Origin of the sequence: Hymenobacter volaticus, assembly GCF_022921055.1 — a bacterium.
Lineage (GTDB): Bacteria > Bacteroidota > Bacteroidia > Cytophagales > Hymenobacteraceae > Hymenobacter > Hymenobacter volaticus.
Genome location: NZ_CP095068.1, coordinates 107,410 through 128,777 on the forward strand (window position 1 = coordinate 107,410; position 21,368 = coordinate 128,777).

General features: G+C 59.0%; 21 protein-coding genes. 8 read left to right on the plus strand and 13 right to left on the minus strand.

From position 1 onward, the window contains the following. Nucleotides 1–6: 6 nt before the first annotated feature. Both MUN86_RS29990 and MUN86_RS29995 read left to right on the plus strand, forming a co-directional pair. Nucleotides 7–1,092: a serine hydrolase domain-containing protein gene (locus tag MUN86_RS29990; protein ID WP_245127586.1), complete on the plus strand. Its 1,086-nt coding sequence runs from the start codon at nucleotides 7–9 to the stop codon at nucleotides 1,090–1,092. 157 nt (nucleotides 1,093–1,249) lie between these two features. Then, the gene (locus MUN86_RS29995) at nucleotides 1,250–1,864 is read left to right on the plus strand and encodes an FMN-binding negative transcriptional regulator (RefSeq protein ID WP_245127587.1); all 615 of its coding nucleotides are present in this window, start codon (nucleotides 1,250–1,252) and stop codon (nucleotides 1,862–1,864) included. 179 nt (nucleotides 1,865–2,043) lie between these two features. On the opposite strand, the gene MUN86_RS32630 is transcribed toward MUN86_RS29995, so the two are convergent. After that, the gene (locus MUN86_RS32630) at nucleotides 2,044–2,337 is read right to left on the minus strand and encodes a T9SS type A sorting domain-containing protein (protein ID WP_375379541.1); all 294 of its coding nucleotides are present in this window, start codon (nucleotides 2,335–2,337) and stop codon (nucleotides 2,044–2,046) included. Between the two features lie 160 nt (nucleotides 2,338–2,497). On the opposite strand from MUN86_RS32630, the gene MUN86_RS32635 reads away from it, so the two are divergent. Continuing rightward, nucleotides 2,498–3,007, plus strand: coding sequence for a hypothetical protein (locus tag MUN86_RS32635; protein WP_375379537.1), 510 nt, complete (start codon nucleotides 2,498–2,500; stop codon nucleotides 3,005–3,007). Nucleotides 3,008–3,039: 32 nt separating this feature from the next. Here the strand turns inward: MUN86_RS32635 and MUN86_RS30005 are convergent, their stop codons facing one another. Next, nucleotides 3,040–3,915: a hypothetical protein gene (locus tag MUN86_RS30005; protein ID WP_245127589.1), complete on the minus strand. Its 876-nt coding sequence runs from the start codon at nucleotides 3,913–3,915 to the stop codon at nucleotides 3,040–3,042. A gap of 50 nt (nucleotides 3,916–3,965) precedes the next feature. Next, nucleotides 3,966–4,172 carry a hypothetical protein gene (locus MUN86_RS30010; protein WP_245127590.1) on the minus strand — a complete coding sequence of 69 codons (207 nt, stop codon included), beginning with the start codon at nucleotides 4,170–4,172 and terminating at the stop codon, nucleotides 3,966–3,968. A 584-nt stretch (nucleotides 4,173–4,756) separates the two neighbouring features. Here MUN86_RS30010 and MUN86_RS30015 point away from each other — a divergent pair. The 5 genes from MUN86_RS30015 to MUN86_RS30035 all read left to right on the plus strand — a co-directional run bounded on the left by MUN86_RS30015 (nucleotide 4,757) and on the right by MUN86_RS30035 (nucleotide 8,101). After that, nucleotides 4,757–5,857 carry a PKD domain-containing protein gene (locus tag MUN86_RS30015; protein WP_245127591.1) on the plus strand — a complete coding sequence of 367 codons (1,101 nt, stop codon included), beginning with the start codon at nucleotides 4,757–4,759 and terminating at the stop codon, nucleotides 5,855–5,857. Continuing rightward, nucleotides 5,854–6,693, plus strand: coding sequence for a hypothetical protein (locus MUN86_RS30020; RefSeq protein ID WP_245127592.1), 840 nt, complete (start codon nucleotides 5,854–5,856; stop codon nucleotides 6,691–6,693). The genes MUN86_RS30015 and MUN86_RS30020 overlap by 4 nt, the downstream gene beginning before the upstream one ends. A 68-nt stretch (nucleotides 6,694–6,761) precedes the next feature. Then, nucleotides 6,762–7,091 carry a hypothetical protein gene (locus MUN86_RS30025; protein ID WP_245127593.1) on the plus strand — a complete coding sequence of 110 codons (330 nt, stop codon included), beginning with the start codon at nucleotides 6,762–6,764 and terminating at the stop codon, nucleotides 7,089–7,091. After that, nucleotides 7,058–7,351 carry a hypothetical protein gene (locus tag MUN86_RS30030; protein ID WP_245127594.1) on the plus strand — a complete coding sequence of 98 codons (294 nt, stop codon included), beginning with the start codon at nucleotides 7,058–7,060 and terminating at the stop codon, nucleotides 7,349–7,351. Before MUN86_RS30025 ends, MUN86_RS30030 begins: the two co-directional genes overlap by 34 nt. Before the next feature lie 90 nt (nucleotides 7,352–7,441). Further along, the gene (locus tag MUN86_RS30035; RefSeq protein WP_245127595.1) at nucleotides 7,442–8,101 is read left to right on the plus strand and encodes a hypothetical protein; all 660 of its coding nucleotides are present in this window, start codon (nucleotides 7,442–7,444) and stop codon (nucleotides 8,099–8,101) included. 164 nt (nucleotides 8,102–8,265) lie between these two features. Here MUN86_RS30035 and MUN86_RS30040 read toward each other — a convergent pair whose 3' ends face one another. The 10 genes from MUN86_RS30040 to MUN86_RS30085 all read right to left on the minus strand — a co-directional run bounded on the left by MUN86_RS30040 (nucleotide 8,266) and on the right by MUN86_RS30085 (nucleotide 21,366). Beyond that, nucleotides 8,266–9,738, minus strand: a complete 1,473-nt coding sequence (locus tag MUN86_RS30040) for a TolC family protein (protein WP_245127596.1) — start codon at nucleotides 9,736–9,738, stop codon at nucleotides 8,266–8,268. Between the two features lie 38 nt (nucleotides 9,739–9,776). Beyond that, complete coding sequence (locus MUN86_RS30045) at nucleotides 9,777–12,866, minus strand: efflux RND transporter permease subunit (RefSeq protein ID WP_245127597.1); 3,090 nt, start codon at nucleotides 12,864–12,866, stop codon at nucleotides 9,777–9,779. A 35-nt stretch (nucleotides 12,867–12,901) separates the two neighbouring features. Then, nucleotides 12,902–13,837: an efflux RND transporter periplasmic adaptor subunit gene (locus tag MUN86_RS30050; protein ID WP_245127598.1), complete on the minus strand. Its 936-nt coding sequence runs from the start codon at nucleotides 13,835–13,837 to the stop codon at nucleotides 12,902–12,904. Continuing rightward, the gene (locus tag MUN86_RS30055; RefSeq protein ID WP_245127599.1) at nucleotides 13,828–13,986 is read right to left on the minus strand and encodes a hypothetical protein; all 159 of its coding nucleotides are present in this window, start codon (nucleotides 13,984–13,986) and stop codon (nucleotides 13,828–13,830) included. Before MUN86_RS30055 ends, MUN86_RS30050 begins: the two co-directional genes overlap by 10 nt. A 228-nt stretch (nucleotides 13,987–14,214) precedes the next feature. Further along, nucleotides 14,215–14,490: an ArsR/SmtB family transcription factor gene (locus tag MUN86_RS30060; RefSeq protein ID WP_245127600.1), complete on the minus strand. Its 276-nt coding sequence runs from the start codon at nucleotides 14,488–14,490 to the stop codon at nucleotides 14,215–14,217. A 210-nt stretch (nucleotides 14,491–14,700) separates the two neighbouring features. Next, the gene (locus MUN86_RS30065) at nucleotides 14,701–16,032 is read right to left on the minus strand and encodes a glycoside hydrolase family 28 protein (protein WP_245127601.1); all 1,332 of its coding nucleotides are present in this window, start codon (nucleotides 16,030–16,032) and stop codon (nucleotides 14,701–14,703) included. Between the two features lie 415 nt (nucleotides 16,033–16,447). After that, complete coding sequence (locus MUN86_RS30070; RefSeq protein ID WP_245127602.1) at nucleotides 16,448–16,906, minus strand: hypothetical protein; 459 nt, start codon at nucleotides 16,904–16,906, stop codon at nucleotides 16,448–16,450. A 209-nt stretch (nucleotides 16,907–17,115) separates the two neighbouring features. Further along, on the minus strand, nucleotides 17,116–18,468 hold the full coding sequence (locus MUN86_RS30075; protein ID WP_245127603.1) for a CehA/McbA family metallohydrolase: 1,353 nt from the start codon (nucleotides 18,466–18,468) through the stop codon (nucleotides 17,116–17,118). Between the two features lie 97 nt (nucleotides 18,469–18,565). Then, on the minus strand, nucleotides 18,566–19,660 hold the full coding sequence (locus tag MUN86_RS30080; RefSeq protein WP_245127604.1) for a phosphatidylinositol-specific phospholipase C1-like protein: 1,095 nt from the start codon (nucleotides 19,658–19,660) through the stop codon (nucleotides 18,566–18,568). 101 nt (nucleotides 19,661–19,761) lie between these two features. Further along, complete coding sequence (locus MUN86_RS30085; protein ID WP_245127605.1) at nucleotides 19,762–21,366, minus strand: RagB/SusD family nutrient uptake outer membrane protein; 1,605 nt, start codon at nucleotides 21,364–21,366, stop codon at nucleotides 19,762–19,764. Nucleotides 21,367–21,368 lie beyond the last annotated feature (2 nt).

Sequence of the window (21,368 nt, forward strand, 5' to 3'; positions counted from 1 at the left end):
TTCGCTATGAAAACCGTTTGTTTGGGCCTGTTGCTGGCCCTAGGCGCCTGTACGCCCGTCGATTTCAGCGGTCCGGCTGCTACCTGCACCGCCGAGGCCAGCATCAACCCTAGCTTTTCCAAGGCGGCCGGGCTCCGGCAGGTGCTGCAGCGCTACGCCGCCGCTGGCCTGCCAGGCTGCGTGGTGGCCGTGTACAGCCCGACGGAAGGCTACTGGGCCGATGCTGCCGGCTTTGCCCAAATCGAAACCCGCACGCCCATGCAGGTCTGCCACTTGCAGTACGGCCAAAGCGTGGCCAAAACCTATGCCGCCGCCGCGCTGCTGCTACTCCATGAAGAAGGCAAGGTGCAGCTCGACGCGCCCATCACCGAGTACCTGCCGGGCACCCTTAGCCGCAAGTTGCCCGACGCGGACAAGATAACCGTGCGTATGCTACTCAACCACACCTCCGGTCTGCCCGATTACGCCAGCAACGCCAACTACCTGGCGTACTTGCTGCAGCACCCGCAGCACCGCTTCAGCAGCGCCGACTACCTCGACTACCTGGCCGGCACCAAGTTGGAATTCAAGCCCGGCAGTAAATTCAACTACTCCAATACCAACTACCTACTCGTCGCTCTGATTCTTGATGCCATCCACGGCAATCATGCGCAACTGATTCAGGAGCGTATTCTGGCCCCGTTGGGGCTACAACGCACATTTTATCACAACTCCGCTCAGTATTTGCAGCAGCCCGACGTGGTCAATAGCTATTTCGAGCGCTACGGCAACGGGCGGGTGGAAAACGTATCGCGGATGCAGCAGATCAACGTTGAAACGCTGTACGGTGATGACGGCATCGTGGCTGCGCCCCTGGATTACGTGAACTTTCTGCGGGCCCTGATGGAAGACCGGCTGCTCAAGCCCGCTTCCCGGCAGCTGATGATGAACTGGGTGAACGACCCGAAAACCGGGCAGCCCAAGTACGGTATGGGCCTGTACCACATCGAGCACCAGGGCCACGTGGCCTACGGACACGGCGGCGCGGGCCTCGGGCCGGCTGCGCCCTCTACTACCTGCCTGATAAGCAGCTGTACTTTTTTCTCGGCGTGAACATGGGCACGCTCACGGAGGGCAAGCTGGTGAGCAAGGCCGGCGAGCTGCGCGACGCGGTGCTCGCCGAACTAGTAAAGTAACCGCTCCGGGTAGCTGAGAATTTTGCGTTCTTGCTGAACCCTAAGCCCATTTGCTGCCCCCAAGGTGCCCGCCGATGTACATTCCAAAAAACTACCAAACCACTGACCGCGCCGAAATAGTGGCTTTTATGCAGCGCCACAGTTTTGCTGCCATCATCACCGCAAAAGACCAGCTGCCCGTTGCCACGCATTTGCCGTTCGTGGTGACGAGGCAAGACGACGATACAATTCGGTTGATTTCTCATTTTGCCCGGGCCAACCCGCAGTGGCAGCAGGTGGCAGCGTTTCCGGTGCTGGTGGTGTTCAGTGAGCCGCACGCCTACGTTTCGCCGAGCCATTACGACAGCGAGCAAAGCGTGCCCACCTGGAATTATTTCGCTGTGCACGCCTACGGGCAAGGCCGCCTACTAACCGAGCCCGCGCAAACCCTTGGCGTGCTGGAAGCCACCATTGCCACCTACGAAGCCAGCTACCAGCAGCAATGGGAGCAACTGCCCGCCGAGTTCAAGACGAACATGGCCCGCGGCATCGTGGCCTTCGAAATAACCGTAACCGAGCTGCAAGCGCAAAAGAAAATGAGCCAGAACAAATCGGCCGCCGAGCAGCAGCGCATCATCCACACGCTAACCGCCAGCAAGGACGGCGCGGCCAGGGAGCTAGCGCATTACATGCAGTTAAACCAGTTGTAAAGCGCAACAAAGCAGTGAGAGGCCGGTCAAAAACATCTTGACCGGCCTCTCACTGCTTTGTAGTCATTCGGTTGCTTGCCCTTTCATACGCGGGCATCCTTAGATACCACCTTGTTGCTTCGGGCACTGGTGGCGTTCAGGTTGGTGCGACACCATACGGCTAGCTAGATTGTGGCTAGCTAGGGTTTAAGCACTACCAAGCGGTGGGTTTGCGGCTTTTCGTGCGGGCTTTCCACTCGCAGCACGTACAGGCCGGCGGGCAGCGAAGTCGTGGCAAATCGCAACGTTGTACGGCCCGCGCGCACCCAGTCGTGCAGCAATTCCGCTACGGTTTGCCCGCGCGGGTCCAGCAAAGAAATACGGGTCCGGCCGCCGCGTTTCTGCTGAAATTCCACCACCACGTACTCGGTGGCCGGGTTCGGATACGCCGCTAGCGGCGGCCGCACCCCAGCCGGGTGGGTGGCGGCCACCACGCCCGGGTGGGCGAGCCGCGAAATATGGGGCGTCGCTCCCCGCCCCGCCAAGGCCAGTGGCAACCGGCACGCAGCCCTGGGCCCATACTTCGCCCGGGCGGTTGTAGCGCGGGCTTAGCCCGAGGTAGTCGCCCCAAATAGCAATGTAATCATCACCGGTGTGCAGGTTGACGGGCGCCGACAGGTCGCCGGCATCATCAACGAACACGGCCGAGTACCCCACGTACTCGGTCGGTGCGGCGTGGGAGTACACGATAAGGGCACTGTTTTCGGTGGGCGTGCGGCCGCAGTAGGCAATGGCCGGAAACGCCGCCTCGCGGGCTTCTGGCAAAAACTGGGCTTGGGCGCTCGGAGTGGGGGCGGTGAGGTTGGTGATTTGGCCGTAGCAGATACCCGCCCGCGGCGGACCGGAGGGGTGCAGGGCGTTCAGCACGAAGTGAATTCGTTGGTTGTGCTGGAAGGCGCTCATCACGCGCGCGTCGTTGCGGCTCAGGGTCACGGTAGTGCCGCGCTGTCGGACATCGGGGGGCAGCGTGTAGGGGAGCATGCCCGCGCAGGCCCGCACCTCGAGGGCGGGCGCGGCGCTCAAATCAGCCCCTACTTGCACCAGCAGCAAGCGCTGGGAGTTTTGGGCACTCAGGGCCTCACTGGAAAGGAAATAGGCCGGTAGGGTGCTTAGCTGGGTGCTACCGCGCACCGGCGTCAGGTTGAAGACGGGCTGCCCGTTGTCGGTGATGCTGTGGTAGTAGCGCGCATCGGCACTTTGCAGCACCTGCCCGCAAGCAGCTTTTGCTTGTTGAGCTGCCAGACAACGGACTGCCGAAAGCCGGAATTGTTGGTGGAGCCGTCGGTGAAGGTGTTGCCGCTAATGAACAGCTCGTTTTGGGTCAGCAAGATGTTGGGGTAGTCCATCCAGGTGCCGTCGTTGAGGGGCGAGCCGCTGAGCTGGTAGCTGTGCCAAGCGCCCAGCGGGTCGGCGCTCACCGATACGGCCACGTGCACCAAGCTGGCCGCGGCCACGTTGCCAGATAGAAATACCACCACAAACCGGTTTGCCTCGGGGTCGTAAAGCACGCGTGGGTCGAAGCCGCGCACCCCGGGGGTAGTGCTGAGGGCCGCCAGGTTTTGACTGCGCAGCAGGGTGCCGTCTTCGGCGTGCACGGCCAGGCGGTTGTTCATCACGCTAACCACCGTACCATCGTTGGCCACGGCCAAGTCGTCGTCGTTAGGGACACCAGGTAGCTCGTAGCCAAAGAAACGGCTGAGAACCTGCGGCGGGGTGGCAGTACGGGCACTTACTGTTGGAGGAGTGGGAAAGTTGGCGGCGCGTTGCAGGCGGGCCAAGCTGTCTTTAATAGCTACTAGCTTGGCTTGGGTGCCCGCTAGGCGCGGGGCCGCTACGGGCACAGTGCGTAAGGTTGGCTGCCAGTCTGGCGTTGCCGTTAGCATCACTTGCTTGGGAGGATCCACTGCCGGGTGCGCTACGGCGTAGGCGCCCTGCCCGGTTGCGGTGTGAGCTCCCAAGAGCAACAGACAACCTACGTTGCGCCACTGGCTTAGTAACTTGTTAAAATTCATTGCCTTGCATGGCTTTTATCCTAGGATATAATACGGATTTCGATGGTTTGCTAGTGCTTTGTTGAAGGAGTGGGTGCCGGGCAGAGCACGGCCAGAACTGAAACTGTGCGTGGTAGAAAGCCGCAGTTCCGGGTGCTGGCTTTCACCTGCTTTCTGGTACTCGGTTGGGCTCGGTCAGCCGCGTTGCGCGGTTGGTTGGGGCGGCCACTTAAGAGGGCCATTCCATCGAGGAAGGCATCAACAAAATGAGCGTTCATAAGGAGAAGAGGCGGCCGTTGTTACGCGGCTGCATTGTTCATAAGTAAACCACTGTCTCAGCTTCTACAAAGCTAAAACTGGTCGTGGTCGGCAACTTTCGTGAAACGGAGTTCCGCTTTCGTGACCCGGATTTTCCGCCGGGCACACCCCGGAACTGCCTCTCCGAGACAGACAATCTTGCTACCTGCTACGCAGTTGTGGGCGCCACCCAGCCAAAGACGAATACCGCTCAAATCAAGCGGAAACACCGATTTAATTCGCCGCGAAGCAGACCTGACGCCCCGAAACCAACGGCCTTAGTTCGGTAGGCCACTGCAAAAAATCCGGCAGCGGCAAGTGGAACTCCGTTTCGCGAAAGTTTGCCGCAAACTGGGCTCCTAGTTTTGCAAGCACAAAGCAGCCGCCCCCCGCTCCTTCTTGGAAGCATACCCCGGGCTGGCAACCAACTATTTCTGATTGCACACCCGCCTAGCAGGCTGGGCTAGTAGGGTATTGCCTGCGCTTCCCCTTGAAAATCAGGACCAATCGGGGGTGGTCCGCCCTATTGCCAACTCCATTCATCATCCATTTTCTTTTTTCATTTATGTCCTTTTACCCTTACCGTCTGCCCGTACTGATGGCTACCTTGTCGGCGCTGACCTTCGCTGCCTGCGACGACGACAACCCCGAAACAACGGCAACCCCCAAGCCGAAAGCCGCTTTCACCTACACGGCCGGCTCCTGCCAGGGTGGCTGCCCGGTGGCTATCCAGAACACGTCCCAACATGCCACTTCCTACACCTGGGACTTCGGCGACAGCAAAACCGGCACCCAGGCGGACGCACAGTTCAATCACTCCTATGCCCAAGCGGGCGTGTACCGCGTAAAGCTCACGGCTACCGGCGCCGGCGGCACCGACACCACCAGCCAGCGCATCACGGTGGGCAGCGGCTCGGGCTGCACGCGGCAGATTGTGCAAGTCAGCAGCAACATCACCACGGCCACCACCTGGGAATCGTGCAACGTGTACGTGGTGGATGGCGACATAGGCGTGAGCAACGTGCTGACGTTGCAGCCCGGCACGGTCGTTAAATTCAAGAGCGGCAGTGAGTTGAGCTTGAACGGCGCGGGCCGCCTCGAGGCCGCCGGTACGGCCGCCGCCCCCATCTTTTTCACTTCCATCAAAGACGACGCCCACGGCGGCGACACCAACGCCGACGCCGCGGCCACCACGCCCGCCCGCAAGGATTGGGAACACCTCAACCTGAACGGCAAAAACGGTTCGCGCCTCGAATATTGCCAGTTCTTGTACGCCGGTGGCGGCGGGTCCAACAGCTACGCACTGGGGCTGAACGGGGGCTCGGCTACCATCCGCAACTCTATTTTCGCCCACAATGGTGGTGGCGCCCCGAGCATGCAAGGCGCCCTGGATGCGGGGGAAGCCTCGGCGGCCATCGAGCTAAACAACAACACGTTCTTCGACAACGAGATGCCGCTGCGAATCAACAACCTGTTCAGTGTCGACAACTCCAACACCTTCCAGAACCCGCAGAATGCCAACCAAAAAAACGACTACAACGGTATCTGGGTGAAAGACACCTCGGTTCGGTCGATAATGCTGACCTGGGGCGAAACGGAAGTGCCCTTCGTGCTCGACAATACAGGTTGGGAAAGCCAGCTAACTCTCGGGCGGGCGTCATCTTGAAAATGCTGCCCAACGCGGCTATGCAGTTCAACAGCGGCGGCTACTTGGTGGCTCGCGGTACCAGCGCGCAGCCCGTGGTGTTCACTTCCTACAAAGATGACACCCACGGCGGCGACACCAACCACGACGGCAACGCCACGACCCCGACCAAAAAAGATTGGCGCAACATCGTGGCTGGCAGCTCGGCCGACTCGGAATTCGAGTACTGCCAGTTTCTGTACGGTGGCAACGGCGGCAATACCATCAGCTTGTTTGGCGCCAAGGCGAGCATTACGCACTGCACGTTTGCGCACAACGGCCAAGACGATGGCATAACCGAAGCTTCCCTCGACGCCTCCCGTGCCAAGGCCGGGACCGTTATTCAGGAAAACACCTTCTACGACAACGTCCGGCCGCTGTCCATTGCCGCTAGCTTCGACCTCGACAACTCCAACACCTTCCACGACCCCGCCAACGCCAGCCAGAAAAACCAGTACCAAGGCATCGTCACGTTCTGGGACATCAATGCCACCAAGGCGAGCGTGAACTGGGAAGAAACCGAAGTAGCCTACGTGAACACGGAAAATATTGACTTGGTGGACGGCAAGACGCTCCGGCTCGGCAACAACGTGACGCTGAAGTTTCTGCCCAACGTGCAAGTTTCGCTGCGTAGCAATGCCAACCAGCTGCAAAATGCCAACGGCGCCGGCGTAGCCTTCACTTCCTACAAAGACGACGCCCGCGGCGGTGATGCCAACGGCAATGGCGCGGCCAACAACCCGGCCACCAGTGACTGGAAAGGCGTGTACAGCGGCGGCTGGCTGAAGTGGACTAACATCTACTACGCTTCCAATTAAGAAGTCAACCACAGTCTGTGCACCCCAGGCTACCCGATAACTGCTGCCCGCTTACATCACAGTTTAGTATGCCCAACAACTTGCTTTTCAGTTGCTTGTTAGCGGTTTCTGGCCTCCTAATGGGCTGCCGAAAATCGGCGCCGGAGCCCGCCGCGCGTTACTCGCATTTGCACACCTTCAACACGGTGCTAGGAGTGGTGCCGCCGGAGAAAGAGCAAGCCGAGCAGCCGGCCTCGCAACTGCGGGGTTCGGCCCAGCTCACGGCCACGGCCTTGGAGCTAACAGTGGCCGCCGACCCGGAAGAACAACTCGTTCTGAGCATTCCCGCGACCAACTCAAAGGCAGCTTCATCGGTCAGTATCAATTGCGCGACCCGACGCTGCCTGGCGCGGGGGTAGTTAAGGCGAGCTACACTTACTATGCCCCGGCTGGCACTTCCCGCCAACCGCAGCTCTACCAGAATTCGGCGCCGGCCACCTATCCCTGTAGCGGCACGCTCCTGATAAGTGAGTACGACCCCAAGCACGAACTAATTAGTGGTAGCTACCACGTAGATTATTCGTTCGTGCCCAACCCCAAGCAGCTCGCTCCCGCCCGCCCTGATAATTGGCAGATCACGCTGGAAGGCAGTTTCAACAACGTAAATCTCAAGCAATAACGGGTTGTTGATTGCACCCGGGCGTTTCGCTTGCGAAACGCCCGGGTATGGGCACTCTGCTAACGTTGCGCTGTTTTATTTTTCACAGCTATGTTTCACCGCTTACTACTTGGCGGCCTACTCACTCTAGGGCTAGCCCCAGCCGCTACTGGCCAAATCCTCCTCCCTACGGAAGCGCCAAGCACCAAAAGCTTAGATAAACTTCAACTTAAGCTAGGCACCGGGCTGACCCGCCATTTCAATATGGGCGGTACCGCGGGCCTTACGGTACCGGTCGTGCTCGGCGCAGAACACTTGCTCGGGACTAGCTGGAGTGCCTACCTCAACGGTGAAGCGGGTTTTTACTTCGGTGGCAACAAGCTGCGTGATGCCGATGGCAATCATCGGCCGCTCGGGTTGAACAGCACCGGTTTCGACGCCGGTATCCGACGCTACTACAACCAAGAGAAGCGCCACCAGCAAGGACGAGCCACGGGAGTATTCGTCGGCAACTACCTCGCCTTGCATTCGTCTTCTAAATGGGAGAACAATGCCTTCAACAGCACCCGCCTCCGCTATCAATCAACGACGCTCACCGTCCTTTGGGGGCTGCAACGCCGCCTAGGTGGTCACGGGCTCTTGGATGCCTACGTTGGTCCGGGCTTTGCCAACGAGCGGCGCGAACGGCACACTCCAAATGGCTTCGTGCCGAGGCGGCACCCCTTCACTTTTGTGCCGCAAGCAGGCGTGAAGCTAAGCTTGGTGCTTTAGCTTGACCGTAGAATGAAAGGATAAAAGTGAAAGCTTGGTTTTGCCAAGCAACACGCCTCGGGCGCAGCACCAGTACTACCTGATGCCACGTCCGAGGCGTGTTATTTAGGCGATGCCGCTGTCACGCTGGCTCCTGCGCACGACCACCAATAGCCAAGTAATGACTACCTGACGGGCTCGGTCAAGGAACCGGCGGCTACAGTCGTGGAATATTGTCCAGCTATGTTCTCTAAGAAAACTACGTTCACTGCCTCGCTGCAATTAAAGCCTTTACTGCTGCACGGGCGGCCAATAGCCCGGTCCAAGTCGATGGTCGCCGTTTGATAGTCGTATACGGCTTGCAGGTAGCCTAATTTAGTACGGGTCAAAGCCAGTTCCGCGTCGGTAAGGTCGAGGCGGGAGGCCATGCCGGCGCGCCAACGGTCACGGGTGATGCGGTAGCCGAGGGCCGCCGCCCCCACGGTTTGCTGCTGGCTTTCCACGCGCCGGCGGGTTTCCTGCACGCTCGACACGCTGGTCAGCACCTCGGCCCGAATCAGCTCCTGCTGGTTGGCCAAGCCCCGGTCGGTTTGCTGGCGCGCGATACGGGCTTGCTCGGTCCGCGCCTGCACCCGGCCGCCGCTGTACAGGGGCACCGCCACCTGCACCCCGAGGTAAGAACTAACGGGCCACTGGTAGTCGCCGAGCCGCAAGTTGTAGGCTTGGGCCTGGGTTTGCACTTGGCCGGTAACTGCTAGCTGCGGCCGGCCATTCGCCGAAACTTGACGGATTTGTTCTTGGTTGAGTTCCTGCGTCAACTTAAGCTGACGCAGTTCCGGCCGGTTTTCCAGGGCCAGGGCGTAGGCTTGCGCGCTGGTCAGCGACTGGGCCTTGTCATCGAAATACAACGAGTCCTGCAGGGTCAGCGGCTCGTCGGCATCCAGGCCGATAGTGGTGGCCAAGATGGTTTTGGCGATGCCGATACCATTGGAAAGACGCAGGATTTCGGGGCGCAGATTCTCCACGTTCACGTAGGCTCGCAACGTATCGACCCGGGATGCCCGGCCCTGTAGCAGCAATGAGCGGGCATCGCGCAAGGCTTGCACATTGCGCCCGAGGCTTTGCTCTTGCAGCCGCAGTTGCTCTTCGATGATGAGCACGTTCAGGTAGGCTTTGCGCACGGCCGTCACCACGTTGTTGGCCGTAACGGCGGCTTCGGCGGTGCTGCGCACTTCGTCAATGCCGGCCGCCCGAATTCCCGACTTCACCCCCGCCTGAAACAGTGGCTGATACACCCCCACGGAACCCACAAAGGCTTGGTCGCCACCCACGCGCAGGGCGGCTATCTGGTTGTCGGACAGGCCCGCAAAGTTGCCCGGCAGAAAAGATACCGGTCGCTGAAAGTTATACAGGTACTGCCCGAAACCCGAGACCGTGGGCAGGGCCGCGCCCCGCGCTTCGCGGGTACGCTGGCTGGCTTGGGCCACGGCGAGGTTGGCAATTTGCAGGTCGCGGTTTTTCTCCTGCGCCAGCGCCACGGCCCCACTGATCGTGAGCGGTTTGGTTTGCGCAGCAACGGCGGTGGCGAAAGCCCACAGGCCGGCTACGAGGACGTACCGCCAACTAGCGAGTGCGCCCGAAAAGGCAAAAAATTGCATAAGGAATAACTTTACAAGCCAGCTGTTGAGAAGGATACTTAGGCAGTGACAACTTCCGCTGCCTGGGCTTCCCCGACCAGCGCGGGCCGATGCTTGCGCGAGAGGAAGGAATACACCGCCGGAATAATGTAGAGCGTCAGGAAGCCGGCGAACAGCAACCCGCCCACGATGACCGTGCCTAGCGAACTACGGCTATTCACTGCCAAGGCAATCGGGATGGTGCCGAAAATCATGGCCAGCGAGGTCATCAAAATCGGGCGGAAACGCGAGGCGGCGGCGGCCTGCGCGGCCTCTAGCGGCGTCATACCTTGCTCCTTGGCCTGGTTGGCAAACTCGACGATGAGGATGCCATTCTTGGTAATCAAGCCGATGAGCGTGATGATGCCGATTTGACTAAACACGTTTAGGGTTTGGTCCAGCAACCAAAGACTGAGCAGGGCGCCGGTGAGGGCTAGCGGCACGGTGAGCAGAATGATGAGCGGGTCGATGAGGCTCTCAAACTGCGCCGCCAAAATCAAGTAAATCAGCACCAAGGCGAAGCCGAAGGCGAAAATCAAGCTGGAGGCACTTTCGGCAAAGTCGCGCGATTCGCCCGCCAGCGAGGTTTTGATGGTGGCCGGCAACACCTGCTTCGCAATGCGCTGCATCTCGGCCACGCCGTCGCCCACGGTCGCGCCGGGGGCCAGGCCCGCCGACACGGTGGCCGACAAGGCCTGGTCGTAGCGGTAGATGGCGGCCGGACTGATGCTTTCCTTGAAGGTTACGAGGTTGTCGAGCGACACCATTTCGCCGCTGCGGGTGCGGGCGTATACGGCGCGCAGGGCGTCGGGCGTGTCTCGGTCGCGCCGCTGCAACTGCCCGATGACGTCGTATTGCCGGTCGTTGAAAATGAAGTAGCCGTAGCGCTGCCCGCTCAAGGCCAGCTGTAGGCTGCGGGCAATTTCCACCACCGAGATGCCAAGCTCCGCCGCTTTGTCGCGGTTGATGGTGAGCACCAGCTCGGGCTTGTTCACTTTCAGATCCGAGTCCACGAAGCGCAGCACCGGGCTTTTGCGGGCTTCTTCCAGGAATTTGGGAAGCACGGCCGTCACTGCTCCTAGGCTTGAGCCTTGCAGCACGAAATTGACCGGCTGCCCGCCGCCAAACCGGCCACCAATGGTGGGCGGCTGCGAAGGGAACACCAGCACGCCCCGAAAATTCTGAGCGTTGCGGCCCAGCACGGCAGCCACCTCGGCCTGGCTGGTGGTGCGGTCCTCAGCCTTTTTGAGGAAGGTTTGCTGAATGGCCACGTTCACCGGCGCGGGCGGCCCAAAGGTGAGCGCCAGCAGGGAATAGGTCTGAAACAAGCCCAAGTCCTGGGTGGAATCGACCACAAACTGCGACAGCTCGTTGATGTACTTTTCGGTGTACTCGTAGGAGGAACCTTCTGGCGCCACCATCACCATGGTCACCTGCGAGCGGTCTTCCAGCGGAGCCAGCTCCGAGGGCAGCAGCCGGCCCACGCCGTAAATCAGCGCCAGGCTGGCAACCAGCACCGGCAGCGCTATCCAGCGCCGCTTCAGAAACCACGCCAGCGAGCGTTCGTAGCCGCCGTTGAGGCCCACGAATAGGGGCTCAGTCTTGCGGTACAGCCAGTTGGGTTGGTCTTGGTGCTTAAGCAAATAGGCGCTCATCATCGGCGACAACGTCAGGGCCACGAAAGCCGACACTGTGACCGAGCCAGCCACGACCACCGCAAATTCCTGGAACAGTTTGCCGGTGATGCCCGGCAAAAACAGGATGGGCAAAAACACCGCCGCTAGCGTGATAGTGGTGGAAATCACGGCGAAGTAGATTTCCGCTGAGCCTTTCAGCGCGGCCTCCAGCGGGGACATGCCTTCTTCCACTTTGGCGTAGATGTTTTCCAGCACCACAATGGCGTCGTCCACCACCAGACCAATGGCCAGCACCAAACCTAAGAGGGTCAATACGTTGATGGAGTAACCAGCTAGGTACATGATGAAAAAGGCCGACACGATGCTGACCGGGATGGCCACCACGGGGATGATGGTGGAGCGCCAATCACGCAAAAACACGAACAGGATGACTACCACCAGCCCGAAGGCGATGAGCAGCGTTTCCTCGACCTCGGAAATGGAAGCCCGAATCGACTCGGTAAAGTCCTTGCCGATGGTCATTTCATACTCGGCCGGCACTTCCTTGCGCAACTCTTCGAGGCGCCGGTTGAACTCGTCGGCAATGGCAATTTCGTTGGCTCCGCGCTGCGGCTCCACGAACACGCCCACGCAGGCTGCGTTACGCCGCAGGCCGTTGAACACGGCGGTGCGCTCGTTTTCGGCGCCCAGCTCGGCCGTGCCGATGTCGCGGAAACGCACGATGCTGTTGCCGTCCTGCTTGACAATCATGTTGTTGAAGTCCTCGTCCTTTACCAGGCGGCCTAGCGTGCGCACGGTCAGCTCGTTGCGGTCACCTTCGATGCGGCCGCCGGGCAAATCCACGTTTTCCTTGCGCAGGGCCTGCTCCACGTCGGCGGGCGTGAGCTGGTAGGCGGCTAGCTTGGCGGGGTCGATGCGCAGGCGCATGGCGTACTTTTTCTCGCCCGCGATGCCCACGTGCTTTACGCCGGCAATGTTCTGCATGCGCTCCTTGATGACGGTGGAAGCCAGGTTGCTGACTTCGAGGATGCTCTTGGTCTTGCTCTCGACCACCATGAAGATGACGCCGTCGCCGCCCGAGGCTTTTTCCACCACCGGCGGGTCCACGTCGGCGGGCAGCAAGCGGATGGCCTTGGCTACTTTGTCGCGCACGTCGTTGGCGGCCGCTTCCAAGTCGGCGTCGAGGTTGAATTCCACGGTAATCACGCTGCCCGCCTCCCGCGACACCGAAGAAATGGTGCGGATGCCGTTGGCCTCGCCGATAGACTCTTCCAGCGGCTTGGTAATCTGGTAGGCCATTACGTCGGGGCTCGCGCCGGGGTAGGACGTCGTGACCGTGACAATGGGCGAATCGGTGACTGGGTACTCGCGCACCCCCAAGTAGGAAAAACCCACCAGCCCAAACAAAATAATAAGGACGGACAGCACCCCGGCCAACACGGGCCGCTGGATGCTAACGCTCGATAAACTCATGCGATAAAACAGTGAAATCAGAGAAAAAATGGACGCTATTGAGCCGAGGCCGAGCGCACTGGTACCCCCGGCCCTAGCCGGAGCAGGTTGGTCGTGATAACCGTATCGCCAGCCTGCACTCCGCTCAAGATCTGCACCGAGTTGCTGCTACGAGGACCAGTGGTGACGTCGCGGTAGTCGGCCTTGCCGCCTTTGATGGCGTAAAGGGCGTAGCCCTTGGCGGTGGGAATCAGCGCTTGCGTGGGCACGACCAGGGCGTTGGTGTTGGCGCGCAGCGCGAAGCTGATTTTGGCCGACATACCCGGCACTAGTTGGCGCTTGGCGTTGGGGCTAATAGCTTTCACCAGCAAACTACGGGTGCTCACGTCGGTGCGCGGTTCGGTAGCGACGATGCGGGCCGATTGCGCGGCAGTTCCGTTTTCGGTGGTGAACTGGATACTCTGGCCGGGCCGCACTTCGGCGGCGTAGCGCTCCGGCACCGTGAACGAGACTTCCACTTGACTCACGTCTTCCAGCGAAGTAAGAACCGTGCTCGGCGTTACGTAAGCGCCAATGTCCACTCTATTTAAGCCTATTATACCCGCAAACGGCGCGCGGATTTGCGTTTTGGCCAGGTCCACGTCCACGGCTTGCAGGTCGGCCTGCAATACTTGCAAGTTGGTGGATACCTGGTCGTACTCTTGTTGGGTTACCGACTCGGTGCGGAGCAGGCCGCGCATGCGCCCGTCATCGAGCAAGGCCAGTTTTTCCTGGAGCTTGAGTTTGCGGCGGCGCGCTTGCAAATCGGCATCGTCGAGCTTGAAAAGCAGCGTGCCCTGGGTTACCGAAGTGCCTTCGTGGGCGTAGATGCCCGTTACTTTGCGGGCTACTTCGCTTACAAGCTGCACTTCTTGGTTGGCCTGGATGGTGCCGGTGGCTTGCAACTCGTCGGAGGAAGCGGTAGGACGCACCACGTATTCATCTACGAGCACGGCCGGGGCGGGCCAGATGTTGCCGGAGCGTCGGTAACTGCCGCGGCTTTTTTAGCCGACAGTACTCTGGGCAGGCCGAAGCCAAGCAAAACGACCAGTACGAGGGCGCTTAGTAGCAGCACCCGAGGTTGGGTGAAGATGGATGTCATGGGTGTTCGATAAAAGTGAAACGCATCGATTCATTATAATGCGTCGATGTTTTTAGGTAAAAGGATGTAGGTTTAAGACTTTGATTTCGCTTTGTCCCGCCGATTAGTTTGAGTTAAGTGTTTAAAGTGATTCGACCGGCACACTTCCCATCAACACATGTACAAGTGTCAATGTTTTGAGAAAAAAAATAACCAGTTGATTATTTTTATCAACTGGTCAGCTTGAAACTATTTTGTTTTAAGCAACTGAAGGAAGCACTCCAGCTCTTCGAGCTTCTCAGCATTCACTGATAAATGTACGCAGCGGCCCTCCTTGTGCGACTCCACTAAGCCCGCATCCACCAACGCCTTCACGTGGTGCGACATCGAGGGCTGGCTGACAGGCGCTACGTCAAACAGGTCAGCACAAGCCACTTGCGGAGCCTGCGAAATCTCCTGCAAGATGCGCAAGCGGTTAGGGTCACTGAGGGCTTTGGCGATTTTAACGAGCGACTTGGTATCCATTGCGTGTAAAAGTACTCAACACATGTGCATGTGTTAATGAGCATTTAACTGCATTACCCCAAGATTGGTTCTAGCCGCTCGTTACGCTTCGTATTTTCTCGCTTCCTCTAACCCGCCTTGTAAAGGCGCTTCCTTAGGCAGCCAACTTCCTCGCTCAGTACAGCGCAGCTTCCTAGCCTTAACGGGCCTACGCAACGCTGTACCAGCTTCTTAGTCGGGCTTCAGGGGTTTCACCACCGAGCCTTCCCGCACCTCTTTGGAAGCCTTTAAGGGTGCCCCGTTGAGGGTGACCTTGTCGAATTTCACGTCCGGATATTTGTTCGGAAAATCAGCCGTTTCCGCAGTGGCTTGCACGTTTTTAAAGGTAATGTTGGATACATTATCGGTTGGGTTGCCATTGAGTACGGCAAACTGCTTGACCTTTACCTTGAGGTTGGAGACGGTGATGTTGCGAATGGTGCCAAATGGCTTTTCTGTGCTGCCCGCCATGTTGAAGAACTGCGTCCAGGGCGAGAGCGTGACAATGGTGCCGCAACGGCCCGTCACGTTGTCAACGGTGATGTTCTCGTAGAGCTGGTACGTATCGGGGCGCATTTTGAAGAGCAGCAGCGGCCGGTCGTTTTCCACCTTGCAATTGCGCACCGTAATGCGGTTGGCGTGGATGCATTCGCTGCCGCAGGTTACGGCCGCGTGTACTTCGCCAAAGGTGCAGTTCTCAATCAGCACATCTTCGATGGGTCCGTTTTCCGGCAGTTTTTGGGCATTGGGGCCTTTGCCCCCCTTCATAACGATGCCATCGTCGTTGACGGAAATGTAGCAGTTGCGAACAGTTACTTTCTTGCACACGTCGATGTCCACGGCGTCGGTGCTAGGGGCCTTTACCGGCCGGAAAGGCGACCGGATGTCACACCCGTCGATAAGCACATTGTTGCACTGGTACAAGTGCGTGGTCCAGAAACCCGAGTTGTGCAGCTTCACCTTCTGAATAGTCACGTTGTTGCAGCCCCAGATAAAGAGCAGCCGCGGCCGGTGCACCTCCAGGTTGGTGGACGATTTGCCGATTTTCTGCATGGAATCCCGGTGCGCCCAGAAGCTTTTCCAGAACCGCAGCCCATTCCCGTCGATGGTGCCGGGTCCCGTCACTTGAAAGTTGTTGACCTGGTAGGCATTGACGAGCGCCGCGTAATAATCCAGCTTTTGGCCTTCCATCCGCGAGGGAACCAAAGGGTAGTCCGCAATATTATCCGAACCTTTGAGCTTGGCGCCTTCCTGCAATCGCAGCTGCGTGTTGGGCTTGAAAAACAATGCCCCACTCAGAAACACGCCTTTCGGAATCACCACGGTGCCGCCGCCCTCGGCATTAGCCTTGTCGATGGTGCGCTGAATGGCCTCGGTGTTCAGCTTGGTGCTATCGGTGCCCGCCCCGAATTGGGTGATGACGTAGTCTTTGGGCGCGGCGGTTTTCTGCGGCGGAGTTTCCGCACGGAAAGCAAGCGAGAAAGCAGTTAGCCCGAGTGGTAGCAGCGCAAGAAGAACTTTCATAAGGCGGGATAAATGAGGAAGGACGTAAAGAAGCAGCTTCACAGCGGGAGTACTGTTCTGTAGTCACCTGATAGCTACGTTTAAGTACTCGTAGCCCTACTAGCTTCTTCTACTGAGCCAACGCACTGCTACTGCTACTGCTTATCTAGCCAACGCCAACCCAACCATGCGGTGTATACCTGAGAAGAAAATCAGCCGCCGTGCATTAGTGCTTAAAGCAGCCTGGTAGTTTGGGCGTTACAAGCAATGATTGCGAGCCTCTGGAACGAAAAACGCCTCCCTTCAGGAAAGGAGGCGTTTTTGTAGATAACTTGTACTTCGCTTTGCACTTTTCAGCGCTTCCCTCCTATCGGCAACGCCGTTTCGTAGCAGTGCTCGTAAGCCAGCCTTTAGCAGGGGAAATAAAAATCACTGTTTAGTCTGGCAGTGGCTTTGCTATTTTATCCCCGGTTTGGATGCTCCATTCTCCGATAAAGGCATTGTCGCGGTAAATGCGAACCCGCAAATCCGAGCTTGAGGTGATGGGCTGCAGCGGACGATTATCAATTCCGGTTAGCTCATCGGCATTGGTCTGCAATTGCTTGTAGGAGAAGCCACCCAAGGCTTCGAAGGTGGTTCCTTGGTAAAGGCGGTAAGCTACCTGCATTAAGGCTGGCTTGCCTGTGTGCCGGAAGTGGAACAACACCCGTCCGTTCGGCTCATATTGATTTGGCTCGTAGATACCGTAGTTGGTTTCCCCATACTCACTGGTTTTCACCGGCTTGTTGCTCAAGCGAGATAAATCGGTAGGTGTGTCCGGGGTGACGTCGTCTTTCGAACAACTAGTGGTAGCGAGCAGAGCAGAAGTCGCGAGGAGAAGGAGAAAATGTTTCATGAATACTATGTTGGTCAATGCACAATAGCAGGCAACAAATATACCACTTTGCCCGATGGTATTCTCTTTTGAAAAATTTGGCATCCTCTATATCTCCTAATGCACGGCTATCAAGGCGAGCAAGTATGCAAACGATGCTACTTGATATTGTAAACTCATAGCCCAAGGCAACCTTCGGCATTATCACCTGCTTACCCAAATAGGATTGGTTAGGACGAGCATATCGCCTTGGGGTTACGCACTTCCACCCGCAGGTAGCGGGGAAGCCCAACCGGCAACTGCCAGCGTACCGTCGTGGAGCCGCCGGGCGCTACCGGGCTGGTAGCCAGCACGCCGGTTGCGCCAAGCAGCTGAATGGTGCCAGCCGAAGCACCGCGCAGCTGGAAAGCTACCTTGATGCGTTGCCCACCGGCCACAACCAGAGTGTCGCCGATATTGGCCGCCGGCCCAGTGGCCCGTGCCGTCAACGTTAAGGTGAGTTGCCGGTCGGCCACCACGTAAGCGCGCCGGGCGCGCAGACCCTGCATGATGCCGGTGCGCGACAAGCTGCTGGTTTGCACCACGGTGCGGGGCCGGCCGAGCTGGTTGGGAGAAGAGGCGGCCGTGTGCGTGTCACTGGCACCCACGGCCAGCAAGGGACGACCCTGGCGGAGCAGCGCGTCCCACCAGCGCAGCGCTTGCTCGTTGCGCGCATCCCAGCGGCCATTCCACACTTCAATCCCATCGAAATGCCGCACCCCAAACTGGAAGCGGTTGATGGTATCGGGAAAGAAAGGATGGTTGATGATGGCCAAGCCGCCTAGAGCACGCACCTGCGCCGTATGGGTGGCAATCATGCTGTCTTGGGGTGCATAGCGCCAGTCTATCAGCGTGGTGGCATCCAGGCCGAGGGCGTTCCAGTGGCCGAAGGCGGTGGTGGTTACCTCCTCGCCATTGATAATTAGCAGGTCGGGGCGGGCATAACGGCCCCAGCTCAGGTTGGCGCTGTTGGTGTTGTGCTCGGTCGAGACGATGAAATCCAGCCCTTGCGCGTCAGCCTCGTCCACTAGCTCGGCGGGCGTGCGCCGACCATCGGAGTGCAACGTATGCATATGCAAGTCGCCGTGGTACCAACCCGCCCGGTTGTTAACTGTCGCTGCTGCGGGCGCGGCAACGAACGCCGCGCCTGTTGGACCAGGCACCAAGGTCACGGTCAATTTCCAGTCGAGGCCGCTTGGGGCGATGGTGGAAGGATAGAGCAGGACGTGCCAGGTACCAGAGTGTATAGGTCCGGGTACGTAGCCGGTGGAAGCCGTTTGGGCATTGATAAAGAACGAGGTTTTCGCCCCGCCCGACCAGCCCCGAAAGCCCGCCGTGGTGCCGGGCCGGTAACCGGCCGGGTCGTAGATGCCCATGTTGAGCACGTTGCCGCCTTGGCGGTTGTAGTCTTCCTGCACCCGGATTTCGGCCGTGCCCGCTGGCACTTCAATCGGCACATATAACAGCTTAAACAGGCTGTCGGCGGGCACGTGCCCCTGTCGGATTACCTCAGACGGCGGTGCTTGGGCTGCGACCGGACCCACTAGGCAAAGCACGCTTACGAGTAGGACAAGTAGCTGCGCCCACTTGTGCTGCGTGTCCGCTCTTCGCTTCCATTTGTGAAGCACCCCAACTTTTTCGCTATTTAACAACGGCTGAAGTTGTCTGACGGGCGTTGACCGGGTTCGGCCGGAAATAGGTACCATCGGCAAAGCTGATGGTATACGTTGAGTTGAAGTGCGTGCTCGGCGCATAATAGTCGGTGCTGATGATCTGGGCACCTGACTGCTGGGCCGCGGCAAAGCTGCTTTTGTCGTTAGCACGGGCTTCGCGGGTGTCGCTATCGGCGCGGGTGCGGATGATGTAGCCCTTCTCTACTAGGCTCTTGATAGCGGCCTGGTCTTTCTTGGCGTTGTTCATGATGTGAATGGCGGCCTCGGGCGTACCCGGTTCGGCGTCAGCAAACAGCACCCGACCCTTCAGCGACGGGTGGCCTTGGATATACGTGGCGCGCTTCTCCCCTAACTCATCGAGCACAAACACAAACTTGCCCTGCGCGGCGCGCAACGTAGGCCAGTTGCGGTGGAGCACGGCACTTTCCAGGGTTGGATACTGACCCCGCACCTGGTCGGGGGTGATTATCTTATCAGCCCCCAGATTAGCTAGAATTTCCTGGTCCAGAGCCGCAAATACGGCCGCCGTAAACGGCTCGGGCACCGTGAAACCCGGCTGCTTCATAGCCTCGCTCTTGGCATTCATGGTGATAAAAACCGGATGGTGCGTAGGATGCGCCGCCGACCATTTTTTCAACTCTTGCAAGGCCAGCTTGAACGTGGGGGCATTACTGCGGAAATCGAGGTCCTGGATGTGGAACACCTTGAAGCCCGGCTGCTTCATCAGGCCGGCCCGGTCGTAAGGCGGTTGGCCGGGCGCCAGGTCCAGGCCTTTAGGATGAGCATACTTGCCGCCTTGGGTATCGGCATATATGTCGATTTCCAGCGCCAGCAGCCCTTTGTTGAGCTGTTCGGTTAGGGTTGCGTGCTCGTAATCGATTTTGCTCATGCTCACCGAATCGTTCTTCTGCAGCACCGCAAACAGCTTGGGGTCAATGGCTTGCTTGTAGCTGTTGTGCGAACCAATCACCTGGATTTGGTTTAGTTGCGGCTCCGCCGCCCGCGGGGTGGCCGCGCCAAGCACGCCGGCAGCTAATACGCTCGAGAAAAGGATGACTTTCATCGGTTAAGGCTAGAGTAGTGGTACCAAAGACGACCGGCACTTCGCGGCCTATCCCATTTGTCGGAAAAGAAGGAATAGGCGGTAAAACGAAGCTGGCCGTGTTAGTACCCCGGATTTTGCTGAAGGTTGGTGTTGAGTTGCAGTTCCACGGTGGGCACGGGATAAAGACGCCGGAAGTCGCTCTTATCCATTTTGAGCACGTCGTTGGGCAGCGGATACTCGGTTTCGAACTGGCCGAAGCGAATCAAGTCGTTGCGGCGCCATGCTTCCCAACTTAGCTCGCGGGCCCGCTCGTCAAGTATTCCGTTGAGGGCAATGCTGGTGGCTTGCTGGGCCCCGGCCCGGGCCCGGATTTTGTTGACGAGCACCAGCGGGGTTTGTAGCTCGCCGTTGACGGCAGTGGCTGAAGCCCCGCGCAGGATGGCTTCGGCTTTCATGAGCAGCACGTCGGCCAAGCGCAGCACGGGCACGTCGTTGCCGTTGAGGCGGGTAGCCTGAATGATGGCCGGGTCGGGGTAGTACTTGATGGAACGCACACCCTGCGACTGGGTGGCCAGCGTGTTGCCCAAGTCCATGGGTTTGGGTGGCACCAGCGTCAGCACTGGGTTGATAACCACCTGGTTGGTGGTGCCGGGGTAATACACTGGCGTGGAGGTGAAGCCGCCGTTGCCGTCGGGCACATACTGCGGACCCGACAGCCAAGTGGCCGTGCGGGAGTCGCCGGGCAAGTTGAACCGCGCGTAGAACTCAGGCGTGGTGCTCATGGCAATGCTCAACCCCACGTTGAAGCCGTAGGCCTGCGTGAGGTAATAGAAGAAGCCAAAGCGCGTGAACTGGTTGCCGGGAATTTGCTGGTCGTAGGGAATAGCAAGGATGGTTTCCCGAATCTGGGGCCCGTTGTTGGGCAGGAAAATATCCCGGTAGCGGGCATCGAGGGCGTAGTTGGTGTTGGCTTGCACGCTGTCGGCCATGCGTACCACGTCGGGGTAGCGGGCGGGGGCGCCGTACACTTCCGCGTTGAGGTAGAGCTTGGCTAGCAGCGCGTACACCATGCCTTTGGTCGGCCGGCCGTATTGCTGAGTGTTGGTGGCGGCCACGGCCGATTTGGCGGGCAGCTTAGGCGTCAGGCTCCGCAGCTCGCTTTCCACGAACTCGTAGATCTTGAGGCGGGGCTGGGTGGCAGGCAAGGGTGCCGTGGGGTAATCCGTAACCAAGGGCACGTTGCCGTACAAATCCAGCAGGAAAAAGTAGTAGAGCGCCCGCATGGCCCGGATTTCAGCTAGGCGCGCTTCTTTTTCTGGTTCCGCAAAGTTGAACGAGGCCGTGACGTTGAGCAGCCGGTTGCAGGTGGTAATGCCCCCGTACGCCCACTGCCAGATGGAAAGCACATTGGGGTGGTCGGGCGTCCAGGTGTGGTAGTGCAGCTGGCGGTACTGGCCGCCGTCATCAAAGTTGCCGTCGCGGGCGGGCAGGATGGCCTCGTCGGTGGACAGCGTCTGCATGCGCCAGTACGGCACGGCGAAGTTCGACGACAAGTTGGAGTAGATAGCCCCCACCGAGGCGTTGTAGTCGTTGAGGGTTTTGGGGAAGTTGGAAGCCACAAACTGCGACTCAACCGGCACGTCCAGTTTTTCGCAGCTGAACAATGTAACGGCCAGCCCGCCTGCTACGAGCAGGGCGCAACTTTTGGCGTAGATTTTCAACACGG

Coding starts and splice junctions, on each gene's coding strand:
- MUN86_RS29990 (WP_245127586.1), top strand. CDS start 7: ATGAAAACCGTTTGTTTGGGCCTGTTGCTGGCCCTAGGCGCCTGTACG.
- MUN86_RS29995 (WP_245127587.1), top strand. CDS start 1,250: ATGTACATTCCAAAAAACTACCAAACCACTGACCGCGCCGAAATAGTG.
- MUN86_RS30005 (WP_245127589.1), bottom strand. CDS start 3,915: ATGAATTTTAACAAGTTACTAAGCCAGTGGCGCAACGTAGGTTGTCTG.
- MUN86_RS30010 (WP_245127590.1), bottom strand. CDS start 4,172: ATGAACGCTCATTTTGTTGATGCCTTCCTCGATGGAATGGCCCTCTTA.
- MUN86_RS30015 (WP_245127591.1), top strand. CDS start 4,757: ATGTCCTTTTACCCTTACCGTCTGCCCGTACTGATGGCTACCTTGTCG.
- MUN86_RS30025 (WP_245127593.1), top strand. CDS start 6,762: ATGCCCAACAACTTGCTTTTCAGTTGCTTGTTAGCGGTTTCTGGCCTC.
- MUN86_RS30035 (WP_245127595.1), top strand. CDS start 7,442: ATGTTTCACCGCTTACTACTTGGCGGCCTACTCACTCTAGGGCTAGCC.
- MUN86_RS30040 (WP_245127596.1), bottom strand. CDS start 9,738: ATGCAATTTTTTGCCTTTTCGGGCGCACTCGCTAGTTGGCGGTACGTC.
- MUN86_RS30045 (WP_245127597.1), bottom strand. CDS start 12,866: ATGAGTTTATCGAGCGTTAGCATCCAGCGGCCCGTGTTGGCCGGGGTG.
- MUN86_RS30055 (WP_245127599.1), bottom strand. CDS start 13,986: ATGACATCCATCTTCACCCAACCTCGGGTGCTGCTACTAAGCGCCCTC.
- MUN86_RS30060 (WP_245127600.1), bottom strand. CDS start 14,490: ATGGATACCAAGTCGCTCGTTAAAATCGCCAAAGCCCTCAGTGACCCT.
- MUN86_RS30065 (WP_245127601.1), bottom strand. CDS start 16,032: ATGAAAGTTCTTCTTGCGCTGCTACCACTCGGGCTAACTGCTTTCTCG.
- MUN86_RS30070 (WP_245127602.1), bottom strand. CDS start 16,906: ATGAAACATTTTCTCCTTCTCCTCGCGACTTCTGCTCTGCTCGCTACC.
- MUN86_RS30080 (WP_245127604.1), bottom strand. CDS start 19,660: ATGAAAGTCATCCTTTTCTCGAGCGTATTAGCTGCCGGCGTGCTTGGC.